The organism is Haloarcula sp. CGMCC 1.2071 (assembly GCF_037078445.1).
GTDB lineage: Archaea > Halobacteriota > Halobacteria > Halobacteriales > Haloarculaceae > Haloarcula > Haloarcula amylolytica.
In genome coordinates this window covers 267,977-285,323 of sequence record NZ_JAYMGY010000002.1, presented here as the reverse complement: position 1 = coordinate 285,323, position 17,347 = coordinate 267,977, and the positions used below count along the sequence as shown (strand labels likewise).

14 protein-coding genes are annotated in these 17,347 nt (G+C 65.8%); 3 read left to right on the top strand and 11 right to left on the bottom strand.

Annotation, left to right across the window (positions count from 1 at the left end; genetic code table 11):
- Position 1 precedes the first annotated feature (1 nt).
- The 9 genes from VI234_RS05445 to mutS all read right to left on the bottom strand — a co-directional run bounded on the left by VI234_RS05445 (position 2) and on the right by mutS (position 10,506).
- The gene (locus VI234_RS05445) at positions 2 to 451 is read right to left on the bottom strand and encodes a hypothetical protein (RefSeq protein ID WP_336329447.1); all 450 of its coding nucleotides are present in this window, start codon (positions 449 to 451) and stop codon (positions 2 to 4) included.
- 69 nt (positions 452 to 520) lie between these two features.
- Entirely contained in the window at positions 521 to 832 is a 312-nt protein-coding gene (locus tag VI234_RS05440) for a DUF7521 family protein (RefSeq protein WP_336329446.1), read from the bottom strand.
- A 1-nt stretch (position 833) separates the two neighbouring features.
- Complete coding sequence (locus VI234_RS05435; protein ID WP_049942764.1) at positions 834 to 1,205, bottom strand: ArsR/SmtB family transcription factor; 372 nt, start codon at positions 1,203 to 1,205, stop codon at positions 834 to 836.
- Between the two features lie 363 nt (positions 1,206 to 1,568).
- Positions 1,569 to 2,753, bottom strand: coding sequence for a LolA family protein (locus VI234_RS05430; RefSeq protein ID WP_336329445.1), 1,185 nt, complete (start codon positions 2,751 to 2,753; stop codon positions 1,569 to 1,571).
- Between the two features lie 61 nt (positions 2,754 to 2,814).
- Complete coding sequence (locus VI234_RS05425) at positions 2,815 to 3,621, bottom strand: LolA family protein (RefSeq protein ID WP_336329444.1); 807 nt, start codon at positions 3,619 to 3,621, stop codon at positions 2,815 to 2,817.
- A 141-nt stretch (positions 3,622 to 3,762) separates the two neighbouring features.
- The gene (locus tag VI234_RS05420; protein ID WP_336329443.1) at positions 3,763 to 4,608 is read right to left on the bottom strand and encodes an ABC transporter permease; all 846 of its coding nucleotides are present in this window, start codon (positions 4,606 to 4,608) and stop codon (positions 3,763 to 3,765) included.
- Between the two features lie 19 nt (positions 4,609 to 4,627).
- On the bottom strand, positions 4,628 to 5,644 hold the full coding sequence (locus VI234_RS05415; RefSeq protein WP_336329442.1) for an ABC transporter ATP-binding protein: 1,017 nt from the start codon (positions 5,642 to 5,644) through the stop codon (positions 4,628 to 4,630).
- A gap of 81 nt (positions 5,645 to 5,725) precedes the next feature.
- A complete protein-coding gene (locus VI234_RS05410) occupies positions 5,726 to 7,666 on the bottom strand; it encodes a hybrid sensor histidine kinase/response regulator (RefSeq protein WP_008307343.1) in 1,941 nt (646 codons plus the stop codon).
- 74 nt (positions 7,667 to 7,740) lie between these two features.
- Positions 7,741 to 10,506 (bottom strand): DNA mismatch repair protein MutS, encoded by a 2,766-nt coding sequence (gene mutS, locus VI234_RS05405; protein WP_336329441.1) that lies wholly within the window; start codon positions 10,504 to 10,506, stop codon positions 7,741 to 7,743.
- A 136-nt stretch (positions 10,507 to 10,642) separates the two neighbouring features.
- On the opposite strand from mutS, the gene VI234_RS05400 reads away from it, so the two are divergent.
- Entirely contained in the window at positions 10,643 to 11,035 is a 393-nt protein-coding gene (locus VI234_RS05400) for a nuclear transport factor 2 family protein (protein ID WP_336329440.1), read from the top strand.
- A 7-nt stretch (positions 11,036 to 11,042) separates the two neighbouring features.
- On the opposite strand, the gene VI234_RS05395 is transcribed toward VI234_RS05400, so the two are convergent.
- Positions 11,043 to 11,645: a class I SAM-dependent methyltransferase gene (locus tag VI234_RS05395; protein ID WP_008307349.1), complete on the bottom strand. Its 603-nt coding sequence runs from the start codon at positions 11,643 to 11,645 to the stop codon at positions 11,043 to 11,045.
- 151 nt (positions 11,646 to 11,796) lie between these two features.
- Between VI234_RS05395 and VI234_RS05390 the strand changes: the two genes are divergently transcribed.
- On the top strand, positions 11,797 to 15,531 hold the full coding sequence (locus VI234_RS05390) for a glycoside hydrolase family 97 catalytic domain-containing protein (protein WP_336329439.1): 3,735 nt from the start codon (positions 11,797 to 11,799) through the stop codon (positions 15,529 to 15,531).
- On the opposite strand, the gene hisA is transcribed toward VI234_RS05390, so the two are convergent.
- Positions 15,528 to 16,262 carry a 1-(5-phosphoribosyl)-5-[(5-phosphoribosylamino)methylideneamino]imidazole-4-carboxamide isomerase gene (hisA, locus tag VI234_RS05385; protein WP_008307352.1) on the bottom strand — a complete coding sequence of 245 codons (735 nt, stop codon included), beginning with the start codon at positions 16,260 to 16,262 and terminating at the stop codon, positions 15,528 to 15,530. The genes VI234_RS05390 and hisA overlap by 4 nt on opposite strands.
- 110 nt (positions 16,263 to 16,372) lie before the next feature.
- Between hisA and VI234_RS05380 the strand changes: the two genes are divergently transcribed.
- Positions 16,373 to 17,293 (top strand): hypothetical protein, encoded by a 921-nt coding sequence (locus VI234_RS05380; protein ID WP_336329438.1) that lies wholly within the window; start codon positions 16,373 to 16,375, stop codon positions 17,291 to 17,293.
- Positions 17,294 to 17,347: the final 54 nt, after the last annotated feature.

Sequence of the window (17,347 nt, the reverse complement as noted above, 5' to 3'; positions counted from 1 at the left end):
GTCAGTCGTCCAGCGGGAGCCGCTCGTAGGCCTCGCGGTCAGCGCCGGCGGCGAGCGCCCGCGACCGCAGCCGGCAGACGTTCTTGACCGTCCGCGGGCCAAGGATGTGTGGCGAGACGAACCGCGGTCGTCCCGGCTCGGTTCCGGGGCCGTCGCCCAGCGCGAGCACCGCACCGTTGAGGTCGGCGAGCGGGATACACGCCAGGTCGCCGTTCGCCGATTCGAACTGGACGTGGGTCGTATCGCCGGGCATCGCCGCCGCCTCCAGCAGGTCGAATACGGCGACGCCGGTGTATTCGCGTTCGATCCGGTCCCCGGAGGCACACTCGAACGCGACCGGCCCGCGGACGACATCGAACGGGAGCGTTTCGGGTGCAACGTCCCAGGGGAGCAATATCGGGTCAGCCCCGTCGATGCGGACCGTCGGCCGTCCCTCCGGTGTCTGCGTCATACGTATCCTTTCCGCCTGAGACCCTTCAGCGGTTCGGGACGGCTGTGATTCGCCACGCACATCCGACTCTCACTCCCGGGAGTGGAGCGAGTATGCGATAAAGAGGACGCCGACGAACTGGAAGGCGCGAGTGACGAGCGTCAGCGGTTGCTGGAACTGACTGGAGAGCAGACCCTGACGAAGGAGGACTGAGCCGGCGAACGCGACCACGAAGACCACCGCCGTGAGGCAGAACAGCCCGACTGAGAGGTACTGCATCGCGCGGCTGTTGTGCCGGCGATACCCCCGGTAGGCCTGGTAGCCGACGTACCCACCCAGTACTGTCGAGCCAAACGCCAGGGCGGTGATGAGCCAGTCCATCAGCGTCTCGATGGCGACCATATCAGAGATTCTCCCACATTTTTGTGAATCGGTCCGCGGTGTCCTGTTCGTCCTGTCCCGGGAACGTCGGCGGTTCGGTCCGCTCGATATCGGTTTCGAAGTCACCGTCAGCAAGCGCCAGCGAGAACTCCGAGAGCGTGGCAGCGAACACGCTGTAGTCGTTGCCGCCCGTTTCTATCTGGGTCTGTTCCTCGATGAGGCCGTACTCCTGAAGCCACTCGACCCGTCTGTACACGGTCGGTTGTGACATCTCACACTGGTCGGCGAGCTGTTTCGCGGACATGGGTTTGACACTCGTTGCTGCGAGGATGTCCCGGGCGTACTCGTCACTGAGCAGGTCGAGGATGTCGCCCACGGCCGGGTCCTCACTCACGTACTGGACCAACGTCCCGTCCCCGAATAAAAGGTCCCGTCAGTTTCCGAGTCAGAAGTCAGCCGCGTCAGAGAAGGGCGCAGTGTCAGCGGAGACCGGCGGGGTCAGGGCACCGCCCTTGGGCGAAGGTGGGGCGAGGTAGGGGACCAGTTCGCGGGCGGCCTGGCCCACATTCCCCCCAGGGTGGCGGCCCTGGGGAACCATAGGGCAGTATGGTGGACAGACAGCGGCTATTGCCGGAGGGCGCTGGTGGCACGGTGTTGTCAGGGCCGCTGCACTCGAATTGAGGAGCGGTTCCATAATATAACGTGCAGTCGAACTTCTGGCCCAGAAAACGGCGGCTTGATATGCCAGCGAGGGTGCTCACTCGCCGCCGGGACAGCCGATTGACTGGCCGACCGTGACGAGTCGGTCCGCGGACACGCCCTCACCGCGAACGGTGTATCGGTAGCGCTCACAGCTCCACGAAACTGAGGTTGTCAGTCCGTAGCTGACCTGTGCCGGGTGCCCGTCGATTGTCACCGCTCCGCTGGCGCTGTCCCTGTTAGCGGGCCGGTCGTATTTGCCGACAGTGATGAGACTGGTCCGGTTCATGTAGCGGAGGCCGACGCTGTGGATCCGCCCCCGCGTCTGCGTCGCATAGGTCAGTTCGTACCCCGGCGGGATGTCGGGCTCCGGAACCTGGATCTCGGTGTCGGCTTCGAGCGCACCGACCGACTCGTAGGTCTGTCTTTCGGGCGTCTCTGGGACAGTGACAGTCGTGTTGTCGGGGAAGTTGGGGGTAAACACGTCCTCGGACACACCGGTGTCGTAGGTGACGTTCGTGTGCGTCGTCGTCACGACTGTTCGCTCACCGTCGGCTGTCCACGCAGTGCGCTTTCTCACCGGGAAGAACTGTTCTGTGTCCACCCAGACCGTCTGCTCGTAGGCCGCTGTGGCGTCTTTCGGTGCCACATGAATGACGTAGGCGTCACGCCCGTCGATTGATTCAGTACCGCGATAACTGACGCTCATCGAGCCGGCAGAGACGGTCGGCCGCTGCTCGCCGCGGGGAACGACGGGCAGCGGCTCAACCGACGGTGAGTCGGTCGTCGTGTCGGTTGTCGTCTCCATGTTGAGATTCGCAAACAGACGCTGCAGCCGCTCACCCTGGTCTGAATCGGTTCTGCTGAGAGAGATGCGTGTCGCCTTCGCGCGGCGCTGGTCGTACAGCCACAGCATCGACCCGTTCGACACCCGGCGGTCGTATCGCTCGACGGTGCTGTTGACGACCGCCAGCCGTTTCTTCTGGGTCCCCGGCCGGAGCGCGGCGTCGTAGGTCGTCCGGCTCGCAACTGTCCCGTTCCGGGTGATCGTCGTCGTCTGTGTCGCGTTCACGCCGTCTATCGACTGGTAGCGTTGTTGTACGTCCGCGTCGATCTGGGGCTGATCAGCGGTTCCGGTACTCGCGAACGCAAGCGACCAGATCGCAACAGCCAGTACACCAACGACGACGACCGTCGCGACGGTGAGGACCAGTCGTTCCGATGTGAGGTGTCGAGTGGCCATATGTCAGGTTACCGGGTGTGGGGAACTGCCCGACTGCGTTCGGTCTGTCTGAACGACAATATTATGTAGCACATAACTGGCAGCGCAGGTAAAACCTCCTATCTGATGGTTCCGGAACGCTGACTGCTGTGTCGTCCGGGAAGTCGGGGGCAAACTCGTCATGGGGAACTCCGGTGTCGTAGGTGACGTTCGCAAACCTCGTCGTCACGACTGTGTGCTTCTCGTCTGCCGTCCAGGCAGTCCGCTGCTTGGCCGGGAAAAACCGCTGTGTGTCGACCCAGACGGTTTGCTCGTATGCTTTTGTCCCGTTTCTCGGCGTCACATGGACGACGTACGCTTCGCGGCCGTCAACCGGCTCCGTGCCCCGGTAGCTGACGGTCATCCCCTCGGTTGAGTTGACCGGCCGTCGCTCGCCTCGAGGGACAACGGGTAGTGGTTCAACTGACCGGGGGTCCGCTGTCGACTCGTCGAGTTTCGTGAAGAGGCGCTGTAGCCGCTCACCTCTGTCGGACTCAGTCTCGGAGAGGGGTATTCGTGTCGCCCTTCCACGACTGTCGTTGTACAGCCACAGCGTTGACCCGTCCGAGAGACGCACGTCATTCGCCTGTGACGTACTGTTGACGAGTACGAGCCGTCTCTTCTGGGTCCCCGGTTGGAGCGTCGCGTCGTAGGTTATTCTGCTCGTAACTGTCCCGTTCTGTGAGACTATCGTCGTCTGGGTCGCGCTGACACCGTCTATCGACTCGTAGCGTTGCTGTACGTCCCTGTCGATCTGGGGTTGGTCGGCGGCGCCGTCACTCGCGAACACGAGCGACCACGTCGCAACAGCCAGCACACCAACGACGACCACTGTCGCAATGGTGGGCACCAGCCGTTCCGATGAGAGATATCGAGTGACCATTTGTGGGGTGCAGGGCAGAGGACCGCCCGACGCTGTGTGCGTAGCCCGAGCGAGAGTGTTACCTATCACATAACCGGCACCTCAAGTAAAACCTCCTGTCTACCGAAGTCAGTAGTCGCCGAGTACGCCGAGTCGTCTGGCCCGACGGGTCGTGTACTGGAACACGACGTACCCCAGCAGGACGTAGCCGGCCGGGACGCCGACGAGGAGTCCTAGGTCGATGGCCGAGAACTGCCAGAGTCGGGTCCCGTCGACCATCGCCCGCTGGAGGAGCGCGCTCCCGTGGGCCAGCGGCAGCACCCGCGTCCAGCCGAGTTCGAACACGGGCGCGGAGATGAGGATAATGAACCCGAACTGGAGCAGATTGAGCCAGTTCCCGATGCGCTTGTACAGCACCGCGACGCCGCCGGCAGCGAATCCCAGACCAAGCACCGAGGCGATGGTCAGCGACGCGACGACGACGACGGTCAGGACGTTCAACTGGAGCGTCGTCCCGGTAATCGCAAGCATCACCGCCAGCACCACCGTCGAGGTGATGAACGTCCGGACGACCTTCGCGACGCCCTTGCAGAACGCGACCGGCGCGAAGCCAAACGGCGTCATGACGTGGCGTTCGAGCGTGCCCCACTGGGCCTCGCTTCCGATGTCGTTCGAGATGGACTGGTACGCGCCGACGGAAAGCGACCACAGGAAGTAGCCGACGATGATGCCCTCGATGGAGTCGGTTATCGCCTGCCCGGCCAGCATCCGGCCGCCGTAGAACAGCAGGCCGAAGAAGAACACCGAGATGACGATGCCGCCGACGGCGTTGGCCGGATAGCGGACGAAGATGAGGTACTCACGGTACAGCACCGCCCGCGCGAGGTCGAGATAGCCCGCCTGCATGGCGGCTCTGACAGCCTGGGCACTGGTCTCATCACTGTCTTCTGTGCGCGTGTCGGCGCTCGCAGTCATCGTCTCGGCTCCGCCTCTCTCATCGTTTCTGCCCCGTGATTTCGACGAACACGTCCTCCAGATCCGGTTCGACCGTGCCGACGGCGGCAAGCGTCACGTCGTGGTCGCGACACAGCGCAAGCAGGCGGTAGAACCCGTCGCTGTCGGTCGCTACCTCGACGCGCCGGCCCCGCTCGACGCTCGTCACGTCGGCCACCTCGAAGCGCTCCCGGACCGTCGCAAGCAGGTCGTCGGTGATGTCGGGACTGGTGACGGCGAACGCGTTCGCGGTGAACTGGTTGAGGACGGCCGCCACGTTGTCGTCGGCGATGATCTCTCCCTCGTTCATGATGATGACCCGGTCGCAGACGTCCTCGATGACGTCCATGTCGTGGCTGCTGACGACGGCCGTGAGGTCGCGCTCGTCGACGATGCGGCGCAGTTCCCGACGCAGCGTCAGCGAGCTTTCCACGTCGAGTCCAAGCGTCGGCTCGTCGAGAAACACCAGATCGGACTCGCTGGCCAGCACACTCGCCAGCGACACCTTCTGTTTCATTCCGCGGGAGAGGTCCCGGACCGGCTCGTCGGCCTTCTCCAGGAGGTCGAGTTTCGCCAGCAGCCGCTCGTGACGGTCGGCGACGGCATCCGGCTTGACGCCCTTGATGGTCGAGAAATAGCGCAGGTTCTCCCGGACGGTCAGCCGCCAGTAGTCGTTTCGCGCCCCTTCGAGCATCCCGTCGACGTGGCGGTAGGCTGCCCGCGGGTTCTCGCTCATGTCGATACCCTGGACCTGAATACTGCCGGCGTCCGGCAACACCAGCCCGAGAATCGATTTTATCGTCGTTGTCTTGCCCGCCCCGTTGGGTCCCAGCAGGCCGACAACGGTGCCTTGCTCGATGTGAAACGACACGTCGTCGACGGCCGTCACCACGTCCGAACCGCTGCCGAACTGCTTTGACAACCCCTCGACGGCGAGTGCGGGCGTCGCTTCGTCCCTCGGCGCAGCCGACTGCTCGGCGGGCCGCGAGCCCCGCCGGGGAGGGCGCTGGGATGACATTACCCATACTGAGGGCTTCAGAACCAAAAGGCCAGTCACGTCCCGCAGTGGACCTGCCGCAGATGTCGCTGGCCTGCCTGCTCAGGCAGGTTCGAGACCCGTTACCTCGAACCGCGCGCCGCCGGCCTCGCTCTCGGTGGCTGTGACCGTCCACCCGTGGACCTCGGCGATCCGCTTGACGATTTTGAGCCCGAACCCGGTCCCGTTCTCGCCGGTCGAGTAGCCCCCCTCGAACACCTGTTCGCGGTCCTCCGATGGAATGCCCGGCCCGTCGTCGGCGACGTAGAAACCGTGCCGATCCGTGTCTTCGACTGTCCCGACCCGCACAGTTAGCTTCTCCTCGTCGTGTTCCGCGGTGCGGTCGGACGGTGGCTGAGCGCGCGTGGATCCGTGTTCCACGCTGTTCCGGAGGAGGTTCGACACCAGCCGACGGAGTTTCGCCGTATCAGCCCGAATCTGACGGTCGGTCTCGACGACGAGCGTCGCCCGGTCCCCCTCGACGGTCTGCCAGCACTCCTCGACGATGTTCGCGAGCGTGACGGATTCGAGGTCGGTCGCCGTTTCGCCGGCGCGTGCGAAGGTGAGGAGGTCGTCTATCAGCGCTCGCATTCGCTCGTGGGCACGCGACACCTCGTCGAGATAGTCGCTGTCGCGTTCTGTTCTGGCCAGTTCCAGATTCCCCTCCGCGACTGTCAGCGGGTTTCGGAGGTCGTGGCTGACGATACTGGTGAACTCGTCGAGGCGCTCGTTCTTCCGTTCCAGTCGCCGTTCGTACGCCCTGCGCTGGGAGATGTCCCGCCCGATACCCACGGTCCCGGCGACCGCTCCATCAGCGTCTGTCAACCGGGTGCCGGCAAACTCGTACGGAATCCGCTCTCCATCGGCAGTCAGAATCTCGGCTTCGAGAGTTACTCGGCCGGTGGTTCGCGTCTCGTCTATCGCTGCTTCGACTGCCCCGTGCTCGTCATCGGGGAAGAAGTCAGCGACCGCCATCTCGCCGATTTCGTCGTCGCTGTATCCCGTGACTTCGGGGATGCGCTCGTTCCACCGCCGAAGGCTGCCGTCCGTGCCGATGACGTAGAACAGGTCGTCGAGCGTATCCAGCGCTTGGTCGATGAACTCGCGTTCCTCGCGGAGCTGGCGATCACGGTCGAGACGGTTAAGCGCCGCCGTCGCGTGGACCGAGAGCGTCCGTGCGAGTGTGACGTCCGTGTCGTCGAACGCACTGACCTCGCTCGACCCGATGAGGAGGACGCCGTGGTCCCCGAGCGGAAGGATGAGCTCGCTGCGGATGTCCGTCTCCGGGTTGTACCGGTCCGGGCTCGACGTGATATCGTCGTGGACCCGGGCCTCGCCGGTTTCGAAAGCCTGCCACGCGAGCGCTTCTCCGGCCTCGAACACCGGGGGCGTGCCGATGAGCGCCTCGACCTGTTCGGTCCAGGCGACCGGATACAGGCTGTCGCCGTCAGCGAAGTGGACGCCGTTGGCCGGCATATTGAGGATGGTTCTGGCGGTGTCCACTGTGACTTGGGCAACCGCATCCTCAGTCGTGGCTCGCATGAACGCCCTGGCGGTGGAGTGTAGCTCCTCGATAGCGCGCTCGCGTCGCGTGTTCTGTGCGTGTTCGATGTTGTCGGCTGTCCGTTCGACGGCGTCGACGACGGTGTGTGCGAGCCGTGCGTACGGCTCGGCGCCGCCGTCGACCCGGAGATACTCGGTGACACCGGCGGAAATCGCGTTGCTGGCGGCTGCTTCGCTCCCCTCGCTGGTGAACAGGATGAACGGCAGGTCCGGCGCTCGCTTGCGGACCGCGTCGAGGAACTCGACGCCGGTCTGCTCCGGCAGGTCGTAACCGGCAACGACACAGTCGAACGCGTCGCTGTTGAGCCGTTCGATGCCGTCGGCAACGCTCGTCGCTGTCTCGACCGTGATGCCACAGTGCTCCTGTTCCAGAGCGCTCGTGGCCGCTTCGACGACAGCCGGGTCGTCGTCGACGTGGAGAACGCGGATCCGGTCGGTCATTGCCTTCTAGCAGTGACAACTCCCCTATACCCTTTCGGGCGTGAGTATCTCCGTTGAAAATCGGGTGACGTCTGCTACTCGTCGTCCAGTTCGGCCTGCCACTCCTGTACCTTCGCCATCAGCTCGACCGGTGGCGTCTCGTTGACATCTAGTTCGGTCAGCTCCGAGAGAACGGTCTCCGTCTCAGGGTCGAGGGACGCTGCCGCCTCGTCGCCGTCAGGGGCCTCGGCCGCGGCCTCCCCGGTCGCGTGTTCGGGGTCACCGTCGGTCGCGACCGGCTCAGCCGTCGAACCGGCTGATGTGTTCGCCGACTGAGCCGTGCCGTCCCTGAACTGCCCCGAATCCAGGTCGAACACGGCCTGCGTCGTCCCGCCGTCGTCCCGCTCGCTGCCCCGAATCTCGATAGCTTTGTCGTCGCGCAAGCGGTCGAGCACCTCCTGTGAGCGACTGACGACCGGTTCGGGAACCCCGGCGAGGTCGGCGACGTGGACGCCGTAGGAGCGGTCGGTCGGGCCGTCCCGGACCGTTCGGAGGAACGTCACGTCGCCGTCCCCCTCCGCGGAGCGGGGCTCGCCGTCGACCGCGACGTGGACGTTCTCGACGGCCGGTAGCTCCTCGCCCAGCGCCGTCAGTTCGTGGTAGTGGGTCGCAAACAGCGTCTTCGACTGGATGGAGTTGACGATGTACTCCGTCGCCGCCCAGGCGATAGAGATGCCGTCGAAGGTAGCCGTCCCGCGGCCGACCTCGTCCAGAATCACCAGCGACTCGTCGGTGGCCGAGTGGAGGATGTTCGACAGTTCCTGCATCTCGACCATGAACGTCGAGCGGCCCTGCGCCAGTTCGTCCAGCGCGCCGACGCGGGTGAAGATGCCGTCCACGAGGCCGACCGTCGCCGACCGCGCCGGCACGAAACTGCCCACCTGGGCAAGCAGCGTGATGAGCGCCGCCTGACGCATGTACGTCGACTTCCCGCTCATGTTCGGCCCGGTGACGATGAGGAACTGCCGGTCGTCGTCCATGTAGAGGTCGTTCGGAACGAACTCGGTGGTCTGCTCGACGACCGGGTGGCGGCCGGCCTCGATAGAGAGTTCGTTGCCCTCGACGACCGCCGGCCGGGTCCAGTCGTTCTCGACGGCGTGGACCGCGAGCGACGCGAACGCGTCCAGTTCCGCGAGTGCCCGGCCCACGTCCTGCAACAGCGTCGCGCGCTCGGCCACCCGCCCTCGGAGTGTCTGGAACCGCTCGTACTCCATGTCGTGGCGGCGCTCCTCCAAGCGCAGCACGTCCCGCTCTTTCTCGTCGAGTTCGGATGTCGTGTACCGCTTCGAGTTTTTCAGCGTCTTGATGTGCTGGTACTCCTCGGGGACGGCGTCGGTCTCGCTCTTGCCGACCTGGATGTAGTAGCCGTCGGTCTTGTTCCGGTCGACCGAGAGGTGGGTGATGCCGGTCCGCTCCTTCTCGCGGTCCGGCAGCGTCTCCAGCCACTCCAGCGCGGCCTCGTGCTCGTCGATGATTTCGTCGAGGTCGTCGTCGAATCCCCGTTTGAACAGCCCACCCTGTCGGACCGTCCCCGGCGGGTCCGCGACCAGTGCACTGTCGAGTTCCGCGGCCAGCGCGTCGGCCGCCTCGCGGTCAGCGCCGTCGAGAGCGTCGGCAAGCGGCGACTCGGCCAGCCGCTCGGTCTCGGTGACGGCGTCGGCGACCTGCCCCAACAGTGCCAGCGTCTCCTCGACCGCTCGCAGGTCCCGCGCGTCCGCACTCCCGGAGGTGGCCCGGGCGGCCAGCCGTTCGAGGTCGTAGGCGTCCGACAGCGTCTCTCGAATCCGCTCGCGGGCCATCGCCGCCTCCGACAGCGCCGCCACGCAGGACTGCCGACGCCGGAGTTCGGCCCGGTTGCGCCGGGGTCGCTGGAGCCACTGCTGGAGCAGTCGCCCGCCGGCGGCCGTGACGGTGTGGTCGATGGTGTCGAACAGCGACCCCGAACTGTCGCCCTGCATGGTCTCGGTGAGTTCGAGGTTGCGCTGTGTGGTCGCGTCGAGGTCGACGTGGTCGCGCTCGCCGTACGCTTGCAGGCGCGTGACCGCCGCCAGCGTTCCGACGCCGGTGTCCTCGACGTAGGACAGCACCGCACCGGCGGCCTGTACCGCCACGTCCTGGTCGCCGATGCCGACGCTGTCGACCGTCTCGCCCCCGAACTGCTCGCGGACGGTGTGGCTCGCCCGTCCCGGCTCGAACGATGCTGAGTCGTGCAGCGTCAGCGCCGCGCCCGTCCGCTCGCGCAGGCGGTCCAGGAACTCGTCGTCGTTCCGCAACTCCGGTCCGGGAAGAATCTCCGCCGGTGCGAACGTGTACAGCTCCGTCAGCGCCTCGCCCGCGTCGGCGTCGTCCAGTTGCGTGACCTGGAACTGGCCCGTGGTCACGTCCGTCGCGGCGATGCCGTAGGTGTCACCGCCGTCCCGGCTGGTCTCTCGGACGACTGCGGCGAGGTACTGCGCCGACTCGTCGCCGGTCTCCAGATGCGTCCCGGGCGTAACTACCCGCGTTATTTCGCGGGCGTGGCCGTTCTCGGTCTCGTGCTGGTCGGCGATGGCGACCCGGTAGCCCCGCTCGACCAGCGCAGAGACGTACGGCGTCAGGTCGTCGACCGGCACCCCCGCCATCGGGTACGACGAGCCATGGGAGGACTTCTGGCTCACCTTCAGGTCGAGTTCGTCGGCGACGATCTCGGCGTCCTCGTCGAAAAACTCGTAGAAGTCGCCACACTGCATCGCCAGCAGGTCCGCGTCGGTCCCCTCCTTGAGCGTGAGGAACTCCCCGACGATTCCCGTCGCCTCTGTCATACTCGTCCGTGTGGCCGTCCGCGGCGTAAGGATTGCGGGTCCGGTGTGAGGAGCAGTAATTAAACCGGGACTGGTGTCTCGAACAGCCAGAGCATCGGGTGTGTCAGTGAAGTGTCTGGCCACTGTACGGAACCACATGAACGCCAGAGAGACTATCGCGGCCTACTACGCGGCGCTCCGGGCCGGCGAGCCGCTCGGCCCCTTTTTTGCCGACGACGCGGACCGCTCGGTCGTCAAGTTCGGCATCTCCGAACAGCTGGTCGGGACTGACGCCACCACGACAGGCCTACAGGAGCAGACCGAGACGACGAGAGACTGGACCGTCGAGAGCCGTGCGCTCCGAGTGACCGAACGCGAGGGCTACGCGTGGTTCAGCGACGCCGTCGACCTGTGCTGGCTCGACACCGAGGCCGGGGTCCGCCACGAGTACGACACGCGCTGGAGCGGGACGCTGGAAGCCACCGGTGGGGCACGCGAGTGGCAGTTCGTCGGGATGCACGTCAGCACGGCCGACGACTTGGGGGAGTAGGCGGTCGCTAATCGCCGTCGAGCGTGGCGAAGACGAACTCGCTATCGCTCCCGAGGGGGTCCGTCGCAGTGACCGTCTCTGTCTCGCTGAAGCCGGCGTCGGCCAACTGGTCGAGGGTCGTTCGCCGACCCGGTGCTGAGAAGAACATCGACCCGCCCATCCAGCCGCGCCGGACGGTTTCGAACTGGCCGCTCGGCAGCGTCATCAACACAGTGCCGCCCGGCCGGAGGACGCGGGCGAACTCCCGGTAGACTTCCGGGTGCTGGTCTCGCTGGACGTGAAAGACGGCGTGGTAGGCCGTGACGGCGTCCACGCCGTCGGTCGCAATCGGGAGCGCCGTCATATCCCCCTGAACGAGACGGCTGTCCGGCACCGTCTCGGCGGCGAGGTCCAGGCCCACACGCGAGAAATCGAGCCCAACGCTGTTCGACGGAAGATTCGCAAGCGTTCGCGCGCCGTCGCCACAGCCCACGTCGAGGACTGTCGGCGTTTCGGGGAGCCGTTCGAGCAGGTCGTCGAGCAGGGCTGCGTCCGACCCGCTCGGGTCGCGCCGTTCGGCGTAGGTCTCAGAGACGCTGTCCCATGCGCGACGCACCTCGTTGCGGTCCATATCTACATTATGGGTGCGAGCCGGATAGGCGTTCAGCCACCCCTCATTTCGGCTGCAACGCGATATTCCGATGGTGTTCACTGCCTCACTGACCAACTGGTACGTAATTCTAGGTGAACTTTTATTATTGACCCGTGGCAGGAACGACTCGATGTTTGAAGAAAGATCACAGCCTAAATCAAAACCGAGCCGAAGACAGTTCCTCGGTGGGATTGGTTCACTCCTCGCCGCGTCGGCGTTCTCGGTCTCCGTCTCCGACGACGCTGCCGCACAGGTGACAGCGGGCGACGACTCGGCCACACGGACTGTCTCGTCGCCCGACGGGACAGTCACACTCACTGTCGATGTCAGCGACGGTGTGCCAACATACGAGGTTGCACACGACGGGACGACGCTCATTGGGGCGTCGGAACTGGGCTTCGAGTTCCGGAATCAGGATGCCTTCGCCGCTGGCCTGACAGTCACCGGGAGCGAGCGGACCGAGGTCGACACCAGCTGGACGCCGGTCTGGGACCGTTACGACGAAATCACCGAGCGGTACACGGAACTCCGGCTGGGGGTCGCGGAGTCGGCCGGGGCGGAGCGGTTCGGGACGCTCGTCTTCCGGGTGTTCGACGACGGCGTCGGCTTCCGATTCATCTTCGGGGAGCCCTTCGGCGACCAGTTCGTCGTCACATCCGAGCGGACCGAGTACAATTTCGCCGGGGACTACACCTCGTGGTGGATTCCCAACGACTACAACAACTTCGAGGTGGAGTACGAGGAGACGCCGCTGAGCGAGGTGGCCGGCGAACTCGACGGCACTGGCTTCGACGGCGTCCACACGCCGATAACGATGCGAACCGACGACGGCCGTCACCTCGCCGTCCACGAGGCCGACCTCACGGACTACGCCTCGCTCGCGCTCACACCGTCGGACGCCGGTGACACGACCTTCCAATCGACGCTCGCGCCGCTGCCCGACGGGACCAAGGTGTCGGCGTCGGCCCCGCACGTCACCCCATGGCGAACAGTTCAGGTGGGGACCAGCGCCGGCGACCTCGTCGAGTCGAATCTGGTGGTGAACCTCAACGAAGACTACGACGAGGAGGTGTTCACGCAGGGCGTCGACTGGATAGAGCCCCAGAAGTTCATCGGCGTCTGGTGGCTGATGATAACCGGCCGCGCCGACTGGGAGTACACCGGGGAGACCTCCGGCAACCACGGCGCACAGACCGGCCGCGCCACGCAGTACATGGACTTCGCCAGCGAGCACGACATCCCCGGCGTCCTCGTCGAGGGGTGGAACGAGGGGTGGTCGAGCTATCCGGGCGATGGCAGTGGATTCGATTTCTCGACACCGTATCCGGACTTCGACCTGGAGGAAGTGACCGACTACGGTGCGAGCCTCGATCCGCCGACCCAGATGACGATGCACAACGAGACCGCCGGGGACTTCCGGAACTACGAATCACAGCTCGACGAGGCATTTTCGTTGTACGACGACCTCGGAATCCGGACCATCAAGAACGGCTACGTCTCCGACAGCGGTGACCTTGCGGGCGAGAGTTACAGCCACCACAACCAGATACTCGTCAACCACCACACGCTGGTCGCCGAGACCGCGGCGGCCAACCGCCAGATGCTCGACATTCACGAGCCGATTCACCCGACCGGCCGCCGGCGGACCTATCCGAACCTGATGACCCGCGAGGGGGTCAAAGGCCAGGAGTACGACTCCTTCGGCGACGTGAGCCCCGAACACCACGTCACCTTCCCGTTTACGCGGATGCTGGGCGGGCCGGTCGAGTACACGCCGGGCATCTTCGACATGGACTCGGGGTCGGGCGGCATCGAGACCACCCGCGCCAAGCAACTGGCGATGTACCCGACGTACTTCAGCGGCCTCCAGATGGCCGCCGACCTACCCAGTTCCTATCTGGCCGACCAGCCGTCGACGGCCGCCGTCGGCGAGGTCGCCCAGGCCGAGTGGGGCGACATCGAGGGCTTCTCGACGGCCGCCCGCTGGGCCAACGCCCAGGGCGAGCAGTACGTCGCCATCGACCCCAACAGCGCCGCGCCCGGTGCGACCGTCTCCTGGGCTGTCGAAGGTGCGAGCGAGGGCGAGTATGAGGTTCATTTCCGGTACGCCAGCGACGCCGAGGAGAACGCCGTTTCGCCGGACACCGACCGCACCGCGACGGTGCTGGTCGACGGCAGCGAGGCCGGCCAGCTAACGTTCCCGCCCACCGAGTACTGGGACGTCTGGGAGACCGTCTCGACGACCGTCTCGCTGTCGGGCGACGAGGACGAACTCGCCCTCTCGCTGACCGCCGAGGACACTGGCGGCTTCAACCTCGACTCGATGGCGGTCACCGCATCCGGCGAATCGATGCCCGAACCCGAGACGCCGCCCATCCGCGGCGAGACCGTCGAGGCGTTCCAGTTCATCGAGGACGTTCCGGCCGCAGGCTGGGACGACACACGCGTCCTCGACGCCGAGATCGGCGATTACATGGTCACTGTACGGCAGAAAGGCGAGGAATGGTATCTCGGCGCGATGACCGACGAGGGCGGCCGCGCCGTCGACGTACCCCTGGAGTTCCTCTCGCCTGCTTCGGACAGCAACGGACAGGGGCCGGGGAACGACAACGGCGAGAAGAACGGGACGAACGAAGCCGGCGGCAACGGCAGGAAGAACGGCACGGGCAACGGTAACGGCCCCAGCGGCCCGAAGTACGTCGCCGAAATCTACGCCGACGGCATTGACGCGGCCTACGACGAGAACCTGACCGACGTTCGCGTCGACGAGGCAATCGTCACTCCGGGGACGACCCTGCTCGCGTCGATGGTCGGCAGCGGCGGGACGGCCGTCCGCTTCCGACGCGCGACGGGGCAGGAAATCAACGATCTGCCGGCGTACGAGCGGCCAGCACAGGACTTCGACGTCACCATCGGCGACGAGGTGTTCATCCAGGAGCCGTTCATTCGGGCCACCGGGCGCAACGACGGGGCGTTCATCGGCGGGACCACGGTGACGCTCCGCGTCGGCGGCGAGACTGTCAGGACAGAGAACGTCCGCTTCCCGCCCAACACAGGCGACGCCACCTACGAGTTCGGCTACAGCATCGACGCGGCTGGCGAGTACGAGGTGACGGTCACGCTCCCGGACGGGACGACGCTGGCAAGCGGAACGGTGACGGTCAAGCCGCCCGCGACGGTGGCCGAACTCGCCGACCCGTCCGGCGACGACACCGGCCCCGGCGAGTACACCTACCCGACCAGCGACGACTTCGAGTCGGGCGCGTTCGATCTGGAGTCGCTGACTGTCGAGCAGACGCCGAGCCTCCACCGCTTCACCTTCGAGGTGGCGAGCCTCTACAACGCCTTCGGCAGCAGTCGCGGCTTCTCGCCGCAGTGGTTCGTCCTCTGGCTCCGAGACCCGAGCGCCGACAGCGGGTCGACGACCAGCCTCGACGACCTCGGCGCGACCGTCGACTTCGAGGCCCCGTGGCAGTACCGCATCGAAATCAGCGGCTTCTCCAAGAGCGCGGTCGACGCCAGCGGTGCGGCGCTGACCGACGACGACGGGGAGGCGGTCTCACTCGGTGAGGCCGTCGACGTAGATGCGGGGACGGTCACGCTCTCCCTCGACAGAGAAGCCGTCGGCGGCGCGGACGCGGCGGACCTCGAAGTCGTCGCGATGGTGCAGTCGGAGGACCGCGGGTCGCTACGGCCCGTTGCCGAAGAAGCCGAGGCTTACGTCTTCGGCGGCGCGAAGCCGGATGCGGTCGAGAACGCCCCGCGAATCATGGACCTGACGACGCCCGAGGGAGTGAGCCAGTCCGACGCGCTGGCCTACAGCGCCGACTCGCGGGCGACGCTGCCGTTCGTCCCGCTCGATTAATCCTCGGCGAGCGCGTCGATCGCCGCGTCGAGCGTGAACTGCCCCTCGTAGAGCGCGCTGCCGACGACGACGGCGGCGGCCCCGGCCGACCGTAGCGATAGCACGTCGTCGATGGTCGCCACGCCGCCGCTTGCGATAACCGGGATGTCGACGCTGTCGACCAGCCGGCGGACCGGATCGGTCCGAACTCCTTCGAGCTGCCCTTCTACGTCCACGTCGGTAAAGAGGATGCCGCCGGCCCCGAGGTCGGCGTACCGCTCGGCGGCTTCCGCGGGGTCCAGACCGGTCCCTTCGGTCCACCCGGAGACGACCACCTCGCCGTCCTTCGCGTCGAGGCTCACGAGCACACTGCCGGGGTGTTCGTCGCTGATCTCGCGGACGATCTCCGGCGTCTCGACGGCCGCCGTGCCGAGGATGACGCGGTCAAGCCCGCGGTCGAGCAGCGAGATGGCGTCCTCGGCGGTCCGGATGCCGCCGCCGAGTTGCACGCCCACGTCGTCACCCACCGCGTCGAGGACGGCGTCGATGGCCGCCGCGTTCTGTCGCTCGCCCTCGAACGCGCCGTCGAGGTCGACGAGATGAAGCGTCCGCGCGCCGGCGTCGACCCACCGCTGAGCGGCCTCGACCGGATCGCCGTAGGTCTTTTCGGTGCCGCGTTCGCCGCCGACCAGCTGGACCACCTGTCCGTCCTGCATGTCGACTGCGGGGACGACCTCGAATTCGGGGAACATGGCCGGTGGTCCGGCGGCGGCCGTCGAAAGCGTGTCGGTCCGATACGTGCGGACGGCCGTCTCCCTCCAGTGACCCGCATCCTTTTAAGCCGTGATAGGGAAGGTTCGCCATGGTTACTGCCACACTCGTCCTCACACCGCTTGCCCGTCGGCTCGAAGCAATCATGTTCGGGCGGTACGAGCGCGAGTACCGGCTGTTCGAACAGGCCGTACTGGTCACCGCCGTCGGCCTGGCGCTGGCCTGGGGTTTGGCTTCCTTCGGTGTCCTGCCGCTGGGTGCCGGCACGACGTCGGTGCTCGCGACTGCCGCGAGCGTCGCCATCTCGGCATTCGTCGTCGTCGGCTTGCTACAGTTCCTCGTCCTCGCGAACGTCCTCGAACGGACGAACGAGGACGTCGCCACGAAGGCCGCTGAACTCGAAGAGGCCGCCGAGCAACTGGAAACGACAGCCGAGGAGCTAGAGACGACCGCCGACGAGGTCGAAAACGCCGCCGAGACGGTCGACGAGGCTGCCGAAGATGTCGAACAGACCGCGGACGAAGTCGAGCAGACGGCCGGCGAGGTCGAGCAGACAGCGGACGAAGTGGAGGAGACCGTCGACGAGGTCGAGCAGACAGCCGACGAAGTCGAGCGGACGGCCGACGAAGTCGAACAGACTGCGACCGAGACCGGCGACGAGGACGCCGCCGAGAAGGTGACCGAAGTCAAGGACAAGACGACCGAAGTCAAGGACAAGACGACCGAGGTGAAGGACAAGACGACCCAGGTCAAGGACAAGGCGACGGACACGAAAGACCGGACGACAGAAGTGAAAGACAAGACCACCGAGGTCAAAGACAAGACCAGCGACGCGAAGCAGACAGCCGAATCGGTCACTGACGAGGTTGAAGCGGCCAAGGAAACGGCAAGCGAAGTCGAGGAGACCGCGGCGGCGGTCGAGGAGACGATGCCGGCTGACGACGAGCACCTCGCGGAGGAGGGTGGCAAGTCCGACACCGACGAGGGTAGATCGGACGAGCGGTCGTCGTAGCGGCGGTCGCCGTCGCTTGGCGCAGTACCCGTTCGGTATGTTTTAACCCAGTGA